Origin of the sequence: Pantoea sp. YR525, assembly GCF_900116775.1 — a bacterium.
GTDB lineage: Bacteria > Pseudomonadota > Gammaproteobacteria > Enterobacterales > Enterobacteriaceae > Pantoea > Pantoea symbiotica.
In genome coordinates this window covers 12,527-30,241 of the sequence record NZ_FPBU01000004.1, presented here as the reverse complement: position 1 = coordinate 30,241, position 17,715 = coordinate 12,527, and the positions used below count along the sequence as shown (strand labels likewise).

Annotated in this window: 18 protein-coding genes; 14 read left to right on the top strand and 4 right to left on the bottom strand. The window is 55.8% G+C overall.

The genetic code is table 11. The features are described 5' to 3' along the window. The first annotated feature begins 96 nt into the window (after nt 1-96). Genes BM323_RS09025 through speG form a run of 6 tightly spaced genes read left to right on the top strand, consistent with a single transcriptional unit; the run spans nt 97 to nt 5,621 of the window. Nucleotides 97-1,665, top strand: coding sequence for an ABC transporter substrate-binding protein (locus BM323_RS09025; RefSeq protein ID WP_008101588.1), 1,569 nt, complete (start codon nt 97-99; stop codon nt 1,663-1,665). Then, nucleotides 1,665-2,717 carry an ABC transporter permease gene (locus BM323_RS09020; RefSeq protein WP_008101590.1) on the top strand — a complete coding sequence of 351 codons (1,053 nt, stop codon included), beginning with the start codon at nt 1,665-1,667 and terminating at the stop codon, nt 2,715-2,717. The genes BM323_RS09025 and BM323_RS09020 overlap by 1 nt, the downstream gene beginning before the upstream one ends. Then, nucleotides 2,714-3,571 carry an ABC transporter permease gene (locus BM323_RS09015; RefSeq protein WP_008101592.1) on the top strand — a complete coding sequence of 286 codons (858 nt, stop codon included), beginning with the start codon at nt 2,714-2,716 and terminating at the stop codon, nt 3,569-3,571. Before BM323_RS09020 ends, BM323_RS09015 begins: the two co-directional genes overlap by 4 nt. Beyond that, nucleotides 3,561-4,394 (top strand): ABC transporter ATP-binding protein, encoded by an 834-nt coding sequence (locus BM323_RS09010; protein WP_008101594.1) that lies wholly within the window; start codon nt 3,561-3,563, stop codon nt 4,392-4,394. The genes BM323_RS09015 and BM323_RS09010 overlap by 11 nt, the downstream gene beginning before the upstream one ends. Continuing rightward, the gene (locus tag BM323_RS09005; protein WP_008101609.1) at nt 4,387-5,079 is read left to right on the top strand and encodes an ABC transporter ATP-binding protein; all 693 of its coding nucleotides are present in this window, start codon (nt 4,387-4,389) and stop codon (nt 5,077-5,079) included. Before BM323_RS09010 ends, BM323_RS09005 begins: the two co-directional genes overlap by 8 nt. Next, a complete protein-coding gene (gene speG, locus BM323_RS09000) occupies nt 5,076-5,621 on the top strand; it encodes a spermidine N1-acetyltransferase (protein ID WP_008101618.1) in 546 nt (181 codons plus the stop codon). Before BM323_RS09005 ends, speG begins: the two co-directional genes overlap by 4 nt. A gap of 154 nt (nt 5,622-5,775) precedes the next feature. Here the strand turns inward: speG and BM323_RS08995 are convergent, their stop codons facing one another. The 4 genes from BM323_RS08995 to BM323_RS08980 all read right to left on the bottom strand — a co-directional run bounded on the left by BM323_RS08995 (nt 5,776) and on the right by BM323_RS08980 (nt 9,091). Further along, nucleotides 5,776-6,195, bottom strand: a complete 420-nt coding sequence (locus BM323_RS08995) for a hypothetical protein (protein ID WP_008101619.1) — start codon at nt 6,193-6,195, stop codon at nt 5,776-5,778. An 84-nt stretch (nt 6,196-6,279) separates the two neighbouring features. Beyond that, a complete protein-coding gene (mmuM, locus tag BM323_RS08990) occupies nt 6,280-7,215 on the bottom strand; it encodes a homocysteine S-methyltransferase (RefSeq protein ID WP_008101620.1) in 936 nt (311 codons plus the stop codon). Further along, nucleotides 7,205-8,620 carry an S-methylmethionine permease gene (gene mmuP, locus BM323_RS08985; protein ID WP_175501698.1) on the bottom strand — a complete coding sequence of 472 codons (1,416 nt, stop codon included), beginning with the start codon at nt 8,618-8,620 and terminating at the stop codon, nt 7,205-7,207. Before mmuP ends, mmuM begins: the two co-directional genes overlap by 11 nt. 132 nt (nt 8,621-8,752) lie before the next feature. Continuing rightward, on the bottom strand, nt 8,753-9,091 hold the full coding sequence (locus BM323_RS08980; protein WP_008101622.1) for a DUF2002 family protein: 339 nt from the start codon (nt 9,089-9,091) through the stop codon (nt 8,753-8,755). A gap of 150 nt (nt 9,092-9,241) precedes the next feature. Between BM323_RS08980 and BM323_RS08975 the strand changes: the two genes are divergently transcribed. The 8 genes from BM323_RS08975 (at nt 9,242) to proX (ending at nt 17,438) form a co-directional block, all read left to right on the top strand. Further along, a complete protein-coding gene (locus BM323_RS08975; RefSeq protein WP_008101623.1) occupies nt 9,242-9,562 on the top strand; it encodes a DUF883 family protein in 321 nt (106 codons plus the stop codon). A 311-nt stretch (nt 9,563-9,873) separates the two neighbouring features. Further along, on the top strand, nt 9,874-10,116 hold the full coding sequence (nrdH, locus tag BM323_RS08970; protein ID WP_008101624.1) for a glutaredoxin-like protein NrdH: 243 nt from the start codon (nt 9,874-9,876) through the stop codon (nt 10,114-10,116). A 3-nt stretch (nt 10,117-10,119) separates the two neighbouring features. Next, complete coding sequence (nrdI, locus tag BM323_RS08965; protein WP_007886412.1) at nt 10,120-10,524, top strand: class Ib ribonucleoside-diphosphate reductase assembly flavoprotein NrdI; 405 nt, start codon at nt 10,120-10,122, stop codon at nt 10,522-10,524. Further along, nucleotides 10,503-12,641, top strand: a complete 2,139-nt coding sequence (nrdE, locus tag BM323_RS08960; protein ID WP_008101628.1) for a class 1b ribonucleoside-diphosphate reductase subunit alpha — start codon at nt 10,503-10,505, stop codon at nt 12,639-12,641. Before nrdI ends, nrdE begins: the two co-directional genes overlap by 22 nt. An 8-nt stretch (nt 12,642-12,649) precedes the next feature. Continuing rightward, nucleotides 12,650-13,609 carry a class 1b ribonucleoside-diphosphate reductase subunit beta gene (gene nrdF, locus BM323_RS08955; RefSeq protein ID WP_036647504.1) on the top strand — a complete coding sequence of 320 codons (960 nt, stop codon included), beginning with the start codon at nt 12,650-12,652 and terminating at the stop codon, nt 13,607-13,609. 398 nt (nt 13,610-14,007) lie between these two features. Continuing rightward, nucleotides 14,008-15,198 (top strand): glycine betaine/L-proline ABC transporter ATP-binding protein ProV, encoded by a 1,191-nt coding sequence (gene proV, locus BM323_RS08950; protein ID WP_008101632.1) that lies wholly within the window; start codon nt 14,008-14,010, stop codon nt 15,196-15,198. A 2-nt stretch (nt 15,199-15,200) separates the two neighbouring features. Continuing rightward, nucleotides 15,201-16,379, top strand: a complete 1,179-nt coding sequence (proW, locus tag BM323_RS08945; protein ID WP_008101634.1) for a glycine betaine/L-proline ABC transporter permease ProW — start codon at nt 15,201-15,203, stop codon at nt 16,377-16,379. Nucleotides 16,380-16,442: 63 nt separating this feature from the next. Continuing rightward, nucleotides 16,443-17,438, top strand: coding sequence for a glycine betaine/L-proline ABC transporter substrate-binding protein ProX (gene proX / locus BM323_RS08940; protein WP_008101636.1), 996 nt, complete (start codon nt 16,443-16,445; stop codon nt 17,436-17,438). The last annotated feature ends 277 nt before the right edge of the window (nt 17,439-17,715 follow it).

Sequence of the window (17,715 nt, the reverse complement as noted above, 5' to 3'; positions counted from 1 at the left end):
TTAGATCATTAATGCATATGCATAGCCTGAAATTGACTATTCTTCACTGCTGCGCTCTCGTAAACTCGCGTTACTTTTTTTAGGCAAGGAAACAACATGAAAAAAATTATTCCATCACTGCTGGCGTTATCGCTGGTAGCCGCCTTCTCTGTTCAGGCAGCGACGCCGAAAGATACGCTGGTTATTGCCCAGTCCACCGACGATGCCGATAGCTTCGATCCCGCGCAGGGTTTTGAGCTCACAACAGTGCAAGCATTCACTAACATTTATCAGCGCCTGGTTCAGTCCGATCCGACCAATCCAACCGACTTGAAGCCAACGCTGGCGACCTCCTGGCAAGCGGGCAGCGATAATCGCAGCCTGACGTTTGAACTGCGCAAAGGCGCTCAGTTCGCCAGCGGCAATCCGCTGCGTCCGGAAGATGTGATCTTCTCGCTGGGTCGCGTGGTGAAACTCAACCTCGATCCCTCCTTTATTCTTACCCAGCTCGGCTGGAATAAAGATAACGTTGATACCTTCCTGAAGAAGGTTGATGACAACCACGTACAGATCAGCTGGAGCGCCAACGTCAGCCCGGCCTATGTGCTCAGCCTGCTCTCCGCGCCGGTCTCTTCGATTGTTGATGAAAAAACCGCGCAGGCCAACGCGAAGAACGGTGACTTCGGCCACGCATGGCTCGGCACCCACTCTGCCGGTAGCGGCCCGTATCAGATTCGTAAAGTGGTGCTGCATGAAGCGATTCTGCTGAGCGCCAACCCAACCTCTCCGGCGGGCGCACCGAAGCTGAAAAACATCCTGATCAAGAACGTTCCGGAACCGGCTGCGCGTCGTTTGCTGCTGGAACAGGGCGATGTGGATATCGCCCGTAACCTCGGCGCGGATCAGATTGCCTCGCTGAAAGGCAAAGCGGGCGTGAAGACCGAAGCGATTCCGATGGCGTCGCTCTATTACATCCAGTTCAACATTGGTGAAAATCCGGTGCTGAAGAACCCGGCGCTGTGGGAAGCGGCTCGTTACCTGTTCGACTATAAAGGTATCGCAAACGACCTGCTGAAAGGCCAGTTCGACGTGCATCAGACCTTCCTGCCGAAAGGTTTCCTCGGCGCAATCAACGACACGCCATACACTTACGATCCTGAGAAAGCCAAAGCGATTCTGAAGAAAGCCGGTCTGACCAACGTCAGCTTTAAGCTCTCCACCAGCAATCAGCCGCCTTACCTCGACATCGCGCAGGCGCTGCAGGGCAGCTTTGCTAAAGGCGGCGTGAAGGTTGAAGTGCAGCCTGGCCTGAGCTCTGAAGTCTCTACCCGCGTGAAGGCGCACAAATACGAAGCCACCCTCAACGCCTGGGGCGCAGACTATTTCGATCCAAACACCAACGCAGCGTCCTTCGCTTACAACCCGGAAGATGGCAGCAAAACTGTGGCTTACCGTTCTGACTGGCATATCCCAGAGCTGAACAAGCAAACGCTGGCCGCCACCGCCGAAAGCGATAACAACAAGCGCGTCGAACTTTATCAGGCGATGCAGCGTGAAGTGCTGAAGAACTCGCCGTACGTGATTGGCTTGCAGGCGAAAAACCTGATTGCGCTGCGCGACAATCTGCAAGGCTATGTGCAGGGCATCAACCCGGACATGGTCTATTACTCGCAGGTTTCTAAGTAATGGCAGTGTCAGCTTCACAGGCCGGGTTCGCCCGGCCACTCTGGCAACGTTTTAGCCACATCGTCACCAGCCTGCTTTCGCTGCTGGTGACGTTGGTCGGTTTGTTAGCGTTCACTTTTATGCTGTCGCACCTGTCGCCTGTCGATCCGGTGCAACAGATCGCCGGCGATCACGCCAGCGAAGCCACCTACGCGCAGGTGCGCCACGATCTCGGCCTCGATCAGCCGGTGCTGGTGCAGTTCTGGCGCTATATCAGCCATCTGGCGCGCGGCGATCTCGGCTTATCGCACCTAACCAATCAACCGGTCAGCGCCGACCTGATGCGTACCTTCCCCGCCACCATTGAGCTGGCGACCTGCGCGATGATTTTTGCCGCAGTGTTCGGCATTGCCCTGGCGCTGCTGGCGGCGTGGAAACCGGGCAGCATCATCGATAACGTGGCGCGCTTTGTGTCGCTGCTTGGCTACTCGGTGCCGGTGTTTTGGCTCGGCCTGCTGGGTTTGCTGCTGTTTTACGCCGTGTTGCACTGGTCCGCCGGACCGGGCCAGCTCGATGACATCTGGATCTACACGCTGGAGCCTAAAACCGGCTTTGTGCTGATTGATAGCTGGATGTCCGGCGATCCCGAGATGTTCCGCAATGCGATTGCCCATTTGTGGCTGCCGGTAGTGATTCTCGGCCTGCTGGCGATGGCGGGCATTACACGCCTGCTGCGCGCGGCGCTGCTGGAAGAGAGCAGCAAAGAGTACGTGGTACTGGCGCGCGCCAAAGGTGCCAGCCGTGGCCGCATTTTGCTGCGTCATATTTTCCCCAACGTGCTGGGCACGCTGATTACCGTTATCGCCCTCTCCTACGCCACGCTGCTGGAAGGTTCGGTATTGACCGAAACGGTATTTGCCTGGCCGGGCGTCGGTCGCTACATGACCAACGCGCTGTTTTCCTCTGATGTACCGGCGATTCTCGGCTCGACCTTGCTGATTGGCAGCTGCTTTATTCTGCTCAACGCACTGGCCGATGCCCTGACCTGGTTAACCGATCCGAGAACCCGATGACTCAACAACTCTCTGAACTGGAAACGCTGCGTCCGCGCCGCCGACGCGCGCGCGTGACCTCGCTCACCATCGGCCTGACGCTGGTGCTGATTGTGGTGGCGATGGCGCTGTTCGCGCCGTTGCTGGCACCCTTTGATCCCAATGCGCAGATCATCTCCCAACGTTTACAAGCGCCGTCGGCGCTGCACTGGTTCGGCACCGATGGCTTTGGCCGCGATCTGCTGTCACGCGTGATTTACGGCGCGCGCCCAACGCTGCTGCTGGTGTCACTGATTCTGGTGCTGACCATTCCGGTTGGCCTGCTGGTCGGCATCACTGCCGGTTATGTGGGCGGCTGGACCGAGCGCGTGTTGATGCGCATTACCGATATTTTCCTGTCGCTGCCGAATCTGGTGATCGCGCTGGCGCTGGTCGCCATGCTCGGCCCCGGCTTGATGAATGGCGCATTGGCGCTGGCGCTTACCAGCTGGCCGCCGTTTGCCCGTCAGGCGCGTGCGGAAACGCTGGCGCTGCGCCGCAGTGATTACCTCGCCGCCGCGCGCATGCAGGGCATCACCGGCTTGCGCCTGATGTTTGGTCACATTCTGCCGCTGTGTATGCCAACGGCGGTGGTGCGCGCCGCGCTGAGCCTCGGCGGAATCATTCTTTCAGCCGCTGGCCTCGGCTTCCTCGGCATGGGCGTGCAACCGCCTACCGCTGAATGGGGTTCGATGGTGGCAGAAGGCAGTAAAGTGATCTTCGACCAATGGTGGGTTGCCGCCGCACCCGGCGGCGCGATTCTGTTCGCCAGCCTGGCGTTTAACCTGACAGGCGATGGCCTGCGTGACCGACTGGATACTCGTCATGCCAAATGATCTGTTAATTGATGTACAAGGCCTGACGATTCGCAGCGATGATGCGCTGCTGGTCGATAACATCGGCTTTCAAATTGGCCGCGAGCGCGTGGCTCTGGTGGGTGAATCCGGTTCCGGTAAATCACTCACCGCGCGCACGCTGATGGGCTTGCTGTCGCCTTCGCTGCATTTGCAGGCCGAGCGTTTGCAGATTGTCGGCACCGATGCGCTGAGCCTGCGCGAGCGTGACTGGATCCAGCTGCGCGGTAGCAAAGTGGCGATGGTGATGCAGGATCCTAAATATGCACTCAATCCCACGCGCACTATTGGCTGGCAGGTGGAAGAGCCGCTGGTGCTGCACCATAAATTGAGCCGCGCCGAGCGTAAAGAGAAAGTGTGCGAGATGCTGGATGCGGTTGGTCTGCCCGATCCGCGTCAGCTGATGAAGCGCTATCCGCATCAACTCTCTGGCGGCATGGGCCAACGCGTGATGCTGGCGATCGCCTTGATCACCGATCCTGAACTGTTGATCGCCGATGAACCGACTTCGGCGCTCGATCACGCGATGCGCGATCAGGTGCTGGCGCTGATTCGTCGTCTGGTTGAGCAACGCAACATGGGTTTGCTGCTGATCAGCCACGATCTGCAACAGGTTTCCGAGCACTGCGAACGCGTGATGGTGATGTATCAGGGCCGCGTGCTGGATACCTTGCCGGCGTCCGAACTCTCCAACGCCAGCCATCCTTATACCAGCACCTTATGGGCCTGTCGTCCGAGTAAAGCCACGCACGGCGAGCGCTTGCCGGTGCTGGATCGTGCAGCGCTGGAGAAGAATTATGATTGAGTTATCGAACCTCAGCGTTTCGCACAAGCAGGGTTACGAGCTGCGCACCGTGGTGCACGATGTGTCGCTGCAGGTTGCGGCCGGTGAGTGTTTTGGTCTGGTTGGCCCGTCCGGCTGCGGCAAGTCGTCGCTGCTGTGGGTGCTGGCGGGATTAAATCCGCACTGGAACGGCAGCATGTCGCTGGCAGGCACCGCCGTGCAGCCCGGTAAAGCCTTCACCGGCCAACTGCGTCGCGATGTGCAGATGGTGTTTCAGGATCCCTACGCTTCACTGCATCCGCGTCATCGCCTGCGTCGCACGCTGGCGGAACCGCTGAAAATGCTCAAGCGTGATAATATCGATGACCGCATTAATGCCGGCTTCCGCCATGTCGGGCTGGATCCGGCGCTGGCGGATCGCTATCCGCATCAGCTATCAGGTGGTCAGCGCCAGCGCGTGGCAATTGTGCGCGCCCTGCTGCTGGAACCGAAGATCCTGCTGCTGGATGAGCCGACCTCGGCGCTGGACATGTCGGTACAGGCCGAGATCCTCAACCTGCTCAACGATCTGAAGCAGAAAGATGGTTTAACCATGGTGCTGGTCAGCCACGATCCGGATGTGATCGATCACATGTGCGATCGCGCGGCGCGCATGGCGCAGGGCCGCATCGTGGAACAACATTCAACAACAAGGAATACCGTATGACGGTTAAGTTACGTCCGCTGGAGCGGGAAGATTTACGCTTTGTTCATCAATTAGATAACAACGCCAGCGTGATGCGTTACTGGTTTGAGGAGCCGTACGAAGCCTTCGTCGAGCTTTCTGACCTGTATGACAAACACATCCACGACCAAACCGAGCGTCGCTTTGTGGTGGAGCATGATGGACACAAAGCCGGTTTGGTGGAGTTGGTCGAGATTAATCACGTGCATCGCCGCGCTGAGTTTCAGATCATTATCGATCCTTCACATCAGGGCAAAGGCTTAGCCACGAAAGCGGCAAAGTTAGCGATGGATTACGGCTTTTCGGTGCTGAATCTCTACAAACTCTATCTGATTGTTGATGAAGAGAATAAGAAGGCGGTGCATATCTACACCAAGCTGGGTTTTGAGGTGGAAGGCGTACTGAAGCACGAATTTTTCATCAACGGCGAATACCGCAACACTATCCGCATGTGCATTTTCCAGCAGCAGCATCTGGCGCAGCATAAAAGCGCCAATGCGATGGTGAAGCCCACCGCGCAGTAAACGTTGTCTATGCATTCATGTGCACCAGGTCGCCATAAATGGCGACCCTACAGCTGTTTGCCGAGGTTTTCGTAGGGTGCGCATTCATGCGCACCTTCATACATAGGCATTTATTGCTCAAGTGAGCAGCATTACGCCATAAATGGCGGCGTAATTATCCGCGTGCGCCTACGACGTTCAGCTTCGGCTGCGGATGTTCAGGTTTGAGATCGTACATACCGCCATAAAAGGGATCGACCAGCAGCCAGCCGGGGAAGCCCAACAGCGGAATATTGCCCAGCAAATACCACAGATTAGCATTGGCCTCGATCGGCAAGGTTAGCGGCACGTAGCCCGGACTCTCCAGCATCACCTGATAGTGCTTCTTACCAAAATAATTCCCGGTCGATTTCGCCAGCTCAACGGTTTGCGGCGTATAGCCCTGTGCCACCGCGCGGCCGGTCTCGTCCTGTACGGTGAAACGCGCGCCCTGCGGCAAGGAGTCGATTTTTACCGGTTGCGTTTCAGTGCCGACAATGGTGGCGCAGCCGCTCAGCAGCAGCGCACAGGCAGGAAAAAGAGGTCGCAGGTTCATAGCAGGTCCGCTTCAGCATCAGATAGGACAGTGTAAACTGCCCTTCTGTGCTTAATCGCGCTATCACTGATGATTTTCTGCGCTTTATTGCGGTTGACAACAAGCAGCAATCGCCGCGATATCCTGCGGCGTGGTGCGGCAGCAGCCGCCAATCAGACGTGCGCCCGCCTGCTGCCATTCGGCGAACTTGTCGTGCAGCGTGCAACCCGATGGCGCGGAGTGCCAGGTTTTGCTGCTGGCGTCGTACTGCTCGCCGGAGTTCGGATAGACCAGCAGCGGTTTATCACACAGCGCTTGTAAGCTGCGCAGTGCGGGCGTCACGCTCTCCAGCGCCACGCAGTTGATGCCAATCGCCACTACTTGCGGTGCCGCATTCACCAGCTCCGCCACTTTGCTCAGCGGCGTACCATCGCTGATGTGTTCGGCATCGCGCAGGGTAAAGGAGAACCATGCGCTGCTGTCAGGGAATTCGGCCAGTAAACTCACCAACGCCTGCGCTTCAGCGAAGGATGGCAGCGTTTCGCAGGCTAGCAGATCGACACCCGCTTCCAGCAACGCCGTAACGCGCGGACGGTGGAATGCTTTCATCTGCTCTTCCGGCAGCGCGTAATCACCGCGATACTCCGCACCATTGGCCAGAAACGCGCCATATGGCCCGACGGATCCGGCCACCAGCAATGGTGCGGTGCTGCCCGAGGATGCGCGATAATCGTCACGCGCACGCTGTGCCAGCTGTACGCTCTGGGTGATCAGTGCCAGCGCCTGCGCTTCATCTAATCCACGCGCGGCAAAACCCTGCGGCGTGGCCTGATAGCTGGCGGTGATCGCCACATGCGCGCCAGCGGCAAAGTAATCGTGATGCACCTGATAAATCAGCTCAGGATTTTCTACCAGCACTTTGGCCGACCACAACGTATCGGCCAGATTGCAGCCGCGCGCTTCCAGCTCGGTCGCCAGCGCACCATCGAGAATCAGCGTGTCAGTTTGGGTTAGTGCCTGCGCGATGGGATTACGCGACATCGTTGGCCTCCTCAGCCTTAAGGGATGACTTGCGTCGTTGCGTGACATGGTATGCGGCATAGCAGAACAGCACAAACGGAATGCCGCACCACAGCGCAATACGCTGCGACGGATCGAACGCCAGTCCGACGCACGCCAGCAGGCAAAGCAGGAAACCCAGAATCGGCGTCAGCGGATAGAGCGGCGCGCGATACGCCAGCTGTTGCAAGTTGCCGCCCGCCTGCAGATGGCGACGACGGAACACATAGTGCGAGGCGCAGATGCTGAGCCACACCGCCACCACCGCAAAACCAGAAATCGCCGACAGCGCCACAAAAACTGTGTCCGGCGCAATCACGCTGGAGAACAGCGCCAGCAGGCCGCCAATCATGCTCACGGTCAGCGCCAGCACCGGAATACCGCGGCGATTAACGCGCGCGAAACAGCGCGGCAGCGTCTTCTCATTGGCCAGCGACCACAACATGCGGCCAGAAGCGTACAGGCCGGAGTTGGCGGCGGAGAGGATGGCGGTAAGGATCACGAAGTTGAAGATATCCGCCGCATACGGGATGCCGATCTTTTCAAACACCAGCACAAACGGGCTTTTGACGATCCCGGCCTGATCCATCGGGATCAGCGCCGCCAGCACGAATACCGTACCGATAAAGAAGATGATCAACCGTGCAACGGTGGTGCGGATCGCCAGCGGCAGCGCTTTTTGTGGCTGCTCGGTTTCACCGGCGGCGATGCCAATCAATTCCGTGCCCGAGAAAGCGAAGTTGACTGCCACCATGGTCATCAGAATCGGCAGCGTGCCGTGTGGCAGCCAGCCGGAAGCGGTGAGATTGTGCAATCCCGGCGCGGCGCTGCCGTCTTTCATCGGGATAAAACCAAATATTGCGCCTGCGCCGAGAATGATAAAGGCGATGATGGTGATCACTTTGATGATGGAGAACCAGAATTCACCTTCGGCGAAGAAGCGCGTTGAGACGATATTCAGCAGATAAATAGCGATGCAGAACACCAGACACCAAATCCATACCGGCACGCTCGGGAACCAATACTGCATGCAGAATCCGGCGGCGGTCAGGCTGGAACCCAGCGCCACCGTCCAGGTGAGCCAGTAAAGCCAGGCGACGGTATAGCCGGTGGCCGGGCTGAGATAGCGTGCGGCATAGACGTGGAACGCGCCGGTTTCCGGCATCGCCACGGCCAATTCGCCGAGACAGACCATCACCAGCCACACCACCAGCGCACCAATTAGATAGGCCAGCAACGTACCGGCTGCGCCGGTGGTTGAGATGATGTAGCCGGTATTGAAGAACAATCCGGTTCCGATCACACCGCCAAGCGACAGCATTACCAGATGCCGTACTTTCATGGTGCGCTTAAAATTTTCCTGCGGAGGCGTATCCTGAGTTTGCATCATATTTATCCGTATGGACGTCTGAACATCTATATGGACACAGGGTTATACGCGTCAGCGTGCGGATTTGCAACGGGGCAGAAGGTAAGGATTAAGTGAGGATTTGCGGCCCCGCGTTGACGGGGCGCAAGATCAGGCGCCGAATACGCCTTGCAGATAACGCTCAAGCGCAACGCGCGAGCTGAAGCCGTGCGGAATACCGTAATGCTCCTGCGAATCGCCCATTAAATAGAGTGGGAATTGCGTGTAGTGATCGCAGGTTTTCATCTCTGAAGCCGGTTCAGCAAAGCTCTGGCTTTTCTCTTTCAGCGTCGGGTGAATGATTAAGGCGGTCCGTCCCATACGCGCTTCGCGATTGACGTACACATAGTTTTCGCCGCGACGATAACCGTAAATTTTTGGCGTTTGGGTATCCATTTCGAAGCCCACTTTCTCAAGTACGCGCGCTACCTCATCTGGTCGTAAATACATGCTTGCTCCTCTCTTCTCACAGCCCCGCAACCTTACAGCAGCAGGATGTCATGGGCATTCGGAATTTTCCCTAAAGCCTGGCACATCCCTGCGTTTAATCACGCTTCGTCTACACTGAGTATTACGTTTTAAATCAAAGGGAGCTAAAAAATGTTTAATCGAAGCGCAAAAAACGATGACATTGATATTAATCAGGATGTAAACGAACTGGCCGATTCGCTAGAGGCGTTACTTAAATCTTATGGCAGTGAAGCTAAAGATGAGGTTGATAATGCACGCAGCCAGGCGCAAGCGCTGCTGAAGCAGACGCGTGCCAAACTGAGCGGCGGACAGAGTCGCGTATCGCAAGCGGCGCGTGACGCCGGTACTCAGGTTGATGCGTATGTACACGACAAGCCGTGGCACGGCGTCGGCGTGGGTGCGGCAATCGGTTTAGTGCTAGGCGCGCTGCTGGTGTCTTCACGCCGATAAACCTGAAAGTAGACTCAATAAGCCTCGCTGATGCGGGGCTTTTTTGTGGGCGCGAGATAGTGCGATATGACCCTTATTCCCTTTACAAAAAATTTTTCCGGCCTGGAAGGCGCATGATCTCTGGGCTTAGCGATTATCCGAAGATCAAAATAACAAAACCCTATATCTGGTGGGCTTGACCCTTTTAATCACTACATCTAGTATTCAACCCATCAACCAGCACCCAAATGTCGTCAAGGACGAAGTTCGATGCAAACAGGAATTTGCTTCGTATCTCGCAATCTGACCGCAATCAAAGGGAAATACGAATCATGCGCATTATTATTTACACCAAAGACAACTGTGTCCAGTGCAATGCGACAAAAAATGCCATGGACCGCAAAGGTATCGACTATCAGCTGATCAACCTTGATACCCAACCAGAAGCCATCGACAACCTCAAATCTCTCGGCTATCGCCAGGTGCCGGTGGTGATGACGCAAGACGATCACTGGAGTGGCTTCCGTCCCGACAAAATTGCCAGCCTGCGCCAGCTCGCGGCCGTCGGGGGATAAGCCATGTTTCCACTGGTCTATTTCTCTAGCCAGTCGGAAAACACGCACCGATTCATCACGCGTCTTGGGCTGCCTGCCCGCCGTATTCCGGTTGACGGCACGCAGCGCCTGCACATCGAACAGCCCTACATTTTAGTGGTGCCGAGCTACGGCGGCGGCAGTTCGCGCGGAGCCGTGCCGAGACAAGTGATTCAATTCCTCAATGATGATGCCAACCGACGCGGGATTCGCGGGGTGATTGCTGCCGGTAACCGCAACTTCGGTGAAGGCTATTGCCTGGCGGGCGACATCATTGCGCAGAAATGTCAGGTTCCCTATCTCTACCGCTTTGAGCTGATGGGAACCCCCGACGATATCGCTAATGTAAAAGCGGGAGTGACCCAATTTTGGCAACGACAGACACCCTAAACAGCTCGCTAACGGATTACCACGCGCTTAACGCGATGCTGAACCTGTATGACGCCGATGGCCGCATCCAGTTCAGCAAAGATCACGAAGCGACGCGCCAGTTCTTCCTGCAGCATGTGCAACCCAATACAGTGCAGTTTGCCTCTGCGGGTGAACGCCTGCGCTATCTGGTGGCCGAAGGCTACTACGAAGCCGAAGTGCTAAATCAGTACGATTTCGCTTTCCTGTGCCAGCTGCACGATGAAACCAATGCGGCAGGTTTCACTTTTCACACCTTCCTCGGTGCATGGAAGTTTTACACCAGCTACACGCTGAAAACTTTCGACGGCAAACGCTATCTGGAAACTTTTGAACAGCGCGCCTGCATGGTGGCGCTGACGCTGGCACGCGGCAATGAAACCTTAGCGCGCGAGCTGCTGGCAGAAATGCTGAGCGGTCGCTTCCAGCCGGCTACGCCAACCTTCCTTAACTGCGGTAAGCAGCAGCGCGGCGAGCTAGTCTCCTGTTTCCTGCTGCGCATCGAAGACAATATGGAATCGATTGGTCGCGCGGTGAACTCGGCGTTGCAGCTGTCGAAACGCGGGGGCGGCGTAGCGTTCCTGCTCTCCAACCTGCGTGAATCAGGTGCGCCGATTAAGCGCATTGAGAACCAGTCGTCCGGCGTGATTCCGGTAATGAAGATGCTGGAAGATGCGTTTTCCTACGCCAACCAGTTGGGTGCGCGTCAGGGCGCAGGCGCGGTGTGGCTGAATGCGCATCACCCGGATATTTTCCGTTTTCTCGATACCAAACGCGAAAACGCCGACGAGAAGATCCGCATTAAAACGCTGTCGCTTGGCGTGGTGATCCCGGATATCACCTTCCAGCTGGCGAAAGAGAATCGCGATATGGCGCTGTTCTCGCCGTACGATGTTGAACGCATCTACGGCAAAGCCTTTGGTGATATCAGCATCAGCGAGCATTACGACGAAATGCTGGCGGACGATCGCATCACCAAAACCTATATCAAGCCGCGCGATTTCTTCCAGACGCTGGCAGAGATTCAGTTTGAGTCGGGCTATCCGTACATCATGTTCGAAGACAGCGTGAACCGCAGCAACCCGATTGCCGGCCGCATCAACATGAGTAATCTCTGTTCCGAGATTTTGCAGGTTAATAGCGCCAGCGAGTTCTATGACGATCTCAGCTACCGTCGCGTCGGTAAAGATATCTCCTGCAACCTTGGCTCGCTCAACATTGCCCATGCGATGGATTCACGCAATCTGGCGCAAACCGTGGAAACTGCCGTGCGTGCGCTGACCGCAGTTTCCGAGATGAGTGAGATCAATTCGGTGCCGTCGGTGGCGGAAGGCAATCGCCGCTCGCACGCGATTGGTTTGGGTCAGATGAACCTGCACGGTTATCTGGCGCGCGAAGGCATGGCGTACGGTTCAGAAGAAGCGCTGGATTTCACCAATCTTTACTTCTATTGCGTCACCTATCACGCCGTGCGCACCTCGAATTTGCTGGCGCAGGAGCATCAAAAGAGTTTCGACGGTTTCGCCGACTCGAAATACGCCAGCGGTCAATATTTCGATAAGTACACCGAACAAGCGTGGCAACCACGCACCGCGCGCGTGGCAAAACTGTTCGCTGATGCCGGACTAGCTCTGCCAACGCAGGCCGACTGGCAAGCGCTGCGTGCAGCGGTGATGCAGCATGGACTGTACAACCAGAACCTGCAGGCGATTCCGCCAACCGGTTCGATCTCGTACATCAACCATGCGACCTCCAGCATTCACCCGATTGTGTCGCGCATTGAGATCCGTAAAGAGGGCAAAACCGGCCGCGTCTATTATCCGGCTCCGTTTATGACCAACGACAATCTCGACCTTTATCAGGATGCGTACTCGATTGGGCCGGAAGCGATTATTGATACCTACGCCGAAGCCACGCAGCACGTCGATCAAGGCTTGTCGCTGACGCTGTTCTTCCGCGACGACGTCACCACGCGCGATATCAACAAAGCGCAGATCTACGCGTGGAAGAAAGGCATCAAAACGCTCTATTACATTCGTCTGCGCCAGATGGCGCTTCAAGGCACCGAGGTGCAGGGCTGCGTCTCCTGCTCACTGTGATGAAAACTATGCAACTAAAACAAATTCAAGCGATTAACTGGAACCGCATCCAGGACGAGAAAGACCTCGAGGTGTGGAACCGACTTACCAGCAACTTCTGGCTGCCGGAAAAAGTGCCGCTCTCCAACGATCTGCCGGCGTGGCAGTCGCTGGACCACCAGCAACAGCAGCTGACCATTCGGGTGTTTACCGGTTTGACGCTGCTCGACACCATTCAGAACGTGATTGGTGCGCCGGGTCTGATGGAAGATGCGATTACGCCGCATGAGGAAGCCGTGCTGTCGAACGTCTCCTTTATGGAAGCGGTGCATGCGCGTTCGTACAGTTCGATTTTCTCCACGCTGTGTAACACCGCAGATGTCGATGCGGCGTATCGCTGGAGTGAAGAGAATGAAGCGCTGCAAAACAAGGCGAAGATTGTGCTGGAGCACTATCGCGCCGAGGATCCGCTGAAGAAGAAAATCGCCAGCGTGTTCCTTGAATCGTTCCTGTTCTACTCCGGTTTTTGGCTGCCGATGTATTGGTCAAGCCGTGGCAAGCTGACCAACACCGCTGACCTGATTCGTCTGATCATTCGTGACGAAGCGGTTCACGGTTACTACATCGGCTATAAGTACCAAAAAGCGCTGGAAAATGTTGATGCTGGTCGCCGTGAAGAGTTGCAACAGTTCGCGATTGATTTGCTGCTGGCGCTGTACGAAAACGAAGTGGTGTATACCGAAGCGCTGTACGGCGAAGTCGGCTGGGCGGAAGAGGTGAAAACCTTCCTGCACTACAACGCCAATAAAGCATTGATGAACCTCGGCTACGAAGCGCTGTTCCCGGCGGAACTGACCGCAGTGAACCCGGCGATCTTGTCCGCGCTGTCGCCTAACGCCGATGAAAACCACGACTTCTTCTCGGGTTCAGGCTCTTCCTATGTCATGGGCAAAGCCGTAGAAACCGAAGACGAAGACTGGAACTTTTAACATTAAAACCCGGTGCGCATTAATGCGCACCCTACGTCGTAGGGTCGCCATTTATGGCGACCTGGATTCCAAATTTATTCCCATCGCCTCGTCATAATTGATATTTAAATATTCCTAAACCGCCCTTCTCTATTTTCCCTCACAACATCTTTTTCACGCCATTGACGCCATTTCCGCTGTGAAATAGTGATAAACCCCACTCTCCTTCATAAAAAATTAATCCACGCGCATCCCTTGTGAGCACTGGCGATTTTAGCCATTGACCGCCGCGCGCGCCACCGAATATCGCCATTCAGGGTTGTCAGATAATTTCACTATGCTAGGGTATAGGGCGCTTAAATTTAATCAGGACCACAACAAGAAATAGTTAAACATTTAACCGGGAAATTAATTACTGCATGGCAATTAAACTCGAAGTAAAGAATTTATATAAGGTATTTGGGGATAATCCCGAAAAGGCATTTAAGCTGATCGATAAAGGCGAAAGCAAAGAGAGTATTCTGGCAAAAACCGGTCTCTCTGTTGGCGTCAAAAATGCCAGTCTGGCCATTGAAGAAGGCGAGATCTTCGTCATCATGGGGCTTTCAGGTTCAGGTAAGTCCACCATGGTTCGCCTTCTCAATCGTCTGATCGAGCCCACTCGCGGCCAGGTAATCATAGACGGTGTCGATATTGCCAAAATATCGGAATCGGAACTGCGTGAAGTACGCAGAAATAAGATCAGCATGGTATTCCAATCCTTCGCATTAATGCCGCATATGACGGTGCTAAATAACGCTGCTTTTGGCATGGAATTAGCCGGCGTCGCTTTGGCGGAACGTCAGGAAAAAGCGCTGGAAGCATTGCGTCAGGTTGGTCTGGATAATTACGCTCACTCTTATCCCGATGAACTTTCTGGCGGCATGCGTCAACGCGTTGGATTAGCCCGCGCATTGGCGATTAATCCTGATATTTTATTAATGGATGAAGCCTTCTCAGCACTTGATCCGCTGATTCGTACCGAAATGCAGGATGAACTGGTAAAACTGCAGGCGAAACATCAGCGTACCATCGTATTTATTTCTCATGACCTCGATGAAGCGATGCGCATTGGCGACCGCATTGCCATTATGCAGGGCGGCGAAGTGGTGCAGGTCGGCACGCCGGATGAAATCCTCAATAATCCTGCCAACGATTATGTACGCACCTTCTTCCGTGGCGTCGATATCAGTCACGTGTTTAGCGCCAAAGATATTGCGCGTCGCAGCGCAGGTTCACTCATCCGTAAAGCCGCCGGTTTTGGTCCGCGATCCGCCATCAAGCTGCTGCAGGATGAAGATCGTGAATATGGCTATGTGCTGGAGAAACAGAAGTTTGTTGGTGTGGTCTCCACCGATTCACTTAAAGCCGCGCTGGCGGCCGGTGAAGGGCTGGATAGCGCGCTGCTCGACACGCCGTTAGCGGTTCCTGCCGATACCTCCCTGAATGATCTGCTATCGCATGTGGCACAAGCGCCCTGCGCGGTGCCGGTGGTCAGCGAGGAGAATCAGTACGTCGGTATCATTTCGAAAAGCATGTTGTTGCGTGCTTTAGACCGTGAAGGAGCCTAATCATGAGTGAACAAACAGCTAATCCGTGGGAAAGCGCCAGCCAAACCACCCAGCAACCTGCCACAACCGATAATAGCGCCGCTGCCAGCAGCAGCGATCCCTGGGCGAGCGGCAGTGCCGCACCTGCGGATAGCAGCTCCGGCAGTGCCGATGCATGGGGCGATCCCTCCGCCGCCAGCAGCGGTGGCCACGATGCCGCCAGCAATGCTGCCAGCAGCAGCGACTGGCTGAGCAGCGCGCCCGCTCCCGCGCCAGAACATTTCAACATCATGGATCCGTTCCATAAAACCTGGATTCCACTCGATAGCTGGGTAACCGAAGGCATCGATTGGGTGGTCAGCCATTTCCGTCCGGTGTTTCAGGGGATTCGCGTGCCGGTGGATTACATCCTCAGCGCGTTCCAGCAGTTACTGCTCGGCATGCCCGCGCCGGTGGCGATTGTGGTGTTTGCGCTGATCGCCTGGCAGATTGCCAGCCCGGCGATGGGCATTGCCACGCTGCTCTCGCTGATTGCCATCGGCGCAATTGGTGCCTGGTCGCAGGCGATGGTAACGCTGGCGCTGGTACTGACCGCCCTGCTGTTCTGCATCATTATCGGCTTGCCGCTCGGCATCTGGCTGGCGCGCAGCGAACGTGCCGCGCGCATTATTCGTCCGCTGCTGGATGCGATGCAGACCACGCCCGCCTTCGTTTATCTGGTGCCGATCGTGATGCTGTTTGGTATCGGCAACGTGCCGGGCGTGGTGGTGACCATTATCTTTGCGCTGCCACCGATTGTGCGCCTCACCATTCTTGGCATTAAGCAGGTGCCGGCCGATCTGATTGAAGCGAGTGAATCCTTCGGTGCCAGCCCGCGTCAGATGCTGTTTAAAGTGCAGCTGCCGCTGGCGATGCCGACCATCATGGCCGGCGTAAACCAGACGCTGATGCTGGCGCTCTCGATGGTGGTCATCGCCTCGATGATCGCGGTTGGCGGTCTCGGTCAGATGGTGCTGCGCGGCATTGGTCGCCTGGATATGGGCCTCGCCACCGTCGGCGGCGTGGGCATCGTGATTCTCGCTATCATCCTCGATCGCTTGACCCAGTCGATGGGGCGCGACAGCCGCAGCCGTGGCAGCCGCCACTGGTACAGCACTGGCCCGCTCGGTCTTCTGATGCGCCCTTTCAGTAAAAAAGCCTGATTTCAATGGGCGGTCCGCTGCGGCCGCCCGTCTCCGACGTAACACGTAAAATAAGGAATGACTATGCGCAAGACAGCTCTCATCGCTGCCGTCCTGACGACGTTCGCCGCGACGCACGTGTCCGCCGCCGACCTGCCCGGTAAAGGCATCACCGTTAAACCGACTCAAAGCACCATCTCTGAAGAGACCTTCCAGACGCTGCTGGTGAGCCGCGCGCTGGAGAAACTCGGCTATACCGTCGAGAAGCCAAGCGAGATTGATTACAACGTGGCATACACCACTATCGCAGCCGGTGATGCCACCTTTATTGCCACTAACTGGAAACCGCTGCACGACGATATGTATAAAGCAGCGGGCGGCGATGCCAAGTTTTATCGTCAGGGCACTTATGTCGGTGGCGCTGCGCAGGGTTACCTGATCGATAAGAAAACCGCCGAGCAGTATCACATCACCAATATCGAGCAGCTAAAAGATCCAAAAATCGCCAAGCTGTTTGATACCAATGGCGATGGCAAAGCGGATTTGACCGGCTGTACGCCAGGCTGGGGCTGTGAAGCGGTGATTAATCACCAGATTGATGCCTACAAGCTAAGCAATACCGTAGAGCACAATCAGGGCAACTACTCAGCGATGATCGCCGATACCATCACGCGCTTTAAGCAGGGCAAACCGGTGTTCTATTACACCTGGACACCGTATTGGGTCAGCGATGTGCTGAAGCCGGGTAAAGATGTGGTATGGCTGCAGGTGCCGTTCTCTTCACTGCCAGGCGAGCAGAGCAAAGTCGACACCAAGCTGGCGAACGGTGCTAACTACGGTTTCCCGGTGAACACCATGCACATTGTCGCCAACAAAGCCTGGACCGAGAAAAATCCGGCAGCGGCAAAACTGTTTGCTGAGATGAAGCTGCCAATTGGCGACATCAACGCCGAAAATGCAGCGATGCATGCGGGCCACGCTTCTGAAGCCGATATCAATGGCCACGTTGATGGCTGGATCAAAGGTCACCAGGCGGAATTCGATAAGTGGATTCAGGACGCACTGGCGGCAGCGAAGTAACGCGATTTACATTAGCGTTGGTATTGTGGCGGCGCGATTTATCGCGCCGTTTTTCTTGCGATAAATGCACTAAAATCACTCAGCGCAATAAATTGCGCCGCTACGGTAAGTTTCTTCCTTACCCTTTCTCATCCCCCGATAAGCGAAGCGTGCGCTATAGCGCACTGGTACGTCCTGTTAATTAACACACCATTGAAATAATTTTTTCGGTTACTATTACCCACAAATGATTATCTCTCTTCTCCTCGCGCAATGAATGCTTCCTGATTAGCGATCG

Excerpts from the sequence above, each read along its gene's own strand:
- BM323_RS09025 (WP_008101588.1), top strand. The coding sequence starts at position 97 with ATGAAAAAAATTATTCCATCACTGCTGGCGTTATCGCTGGTAGCCGCC.
- BM323_RS09020 (WP_008101590.1), top strand. The coding sequence starts at position 1,665 with ATGGCAGTGTCAGCTTCACAGGCCGGGTTCGCCCGGCCACTCTGGCAA.
- BM323_RS09015 (WP_008101592.1), top strand. The coding sequence starts at position 2,714 with ATGACTCAACAACTCTCTGAACTGGAAACGCTGCGTCCGCGCCGCCGA.
- BM323_RS09010 (WP_008101594.1), top strand. The coding sequence starts at position 3,561 with ATGCCAAATGATCTGTTAATTGATGTACAAGGCCTGACGATTCGCAGC.
- BM323_RS09005 (WP_008101609.1), top strand. The coding sequence starts at position 4,387 with ATGATTGAGTTATCGAACCTCAGCGTTTCGCACAAGCAGGGTTACGAG.
- speG (WP_008101618.1), top strand. The coding sequence starts at position 5,076 with ATGACGGTTAAGTTACGTCCGCTGGAGCGGGAAGATTTACGCTTTGTT.
- BM323_RS08995 (WP_008101619.1), bottom strand. The coding sequence starts at position 6,195 with ATGAACCTGCGACCTCTTTTTCCTGCCTGTGCGCTGCTGCTGAGCGGC.
- mmuM (WP_008101620.1), bottom strand. The coding sequence starts at position 7,215 with ATGTCGCGTAATCCCATCGCGCAGGCACTAACCCAAACTGACACGCTG.
- mmuP (WP_175501698.1), bottom strand. The coding sequence starts at position 8,620 with ATGCAAACTCAGGATACGCCTCCGCAGGAAAATTTTAAGCGCACCATG.
- BM323_RS08980 (WP_008101622.1), bottom strand. The coding sequence starts at position 9,091 with ATGTATTTACGACCAGATGAGGTAGCGCGCGTACTTGAGAAAGTGGGC.
- BM323_RS08975 (WP_008101623.1), top strand. The coding sequence starts at position 9,242 with ATGTTTAATCGAAGCGCAAAAAACGATGACATTGATATTAATCAGGAT.
- nrdH (WP_008101624.1), top strand. The coding sequence starts at position 9,874 with ATGCGCATTATTATTTACACCAAAGACAACTGTGTCCAGTGCAATGCG.
- nrdI (WP_007886412.1), top strand. The coding sequence starts at position 10,120 with ATGTTTCCACTGGTCTATTTCTCTAGCCAGTCGGAAAACACGCACCGA.
- nrdF (WP_036647504.1), top strand. The coding sequence starts at position 12,650 with ATGCAACTAAAACAAATTCAAGCGATTAACTGGAACCGCATCCAGGAC.
- proV (WP_008101632.1), top strand. The coding sequence starts at position 14,008 with ATGGCAATTAAACTCGAAGTAAAGAATTTATATAAGGTATTTGGGGAT.
- proW (WP_008101634.1), top strand. The coding sequence starts at position 15,201 with ATGAGTGAACAAACAGCTAATCCGTGGGAAAGCGCCAGCCAAACCACC.
- proX (WP_008101636.1), top strand. The coding sequence starts at position 16,443 with ATGCGCAAGACAGCTCTCATCGCTGCCGTCCTGACGACGTTCGCCGCG.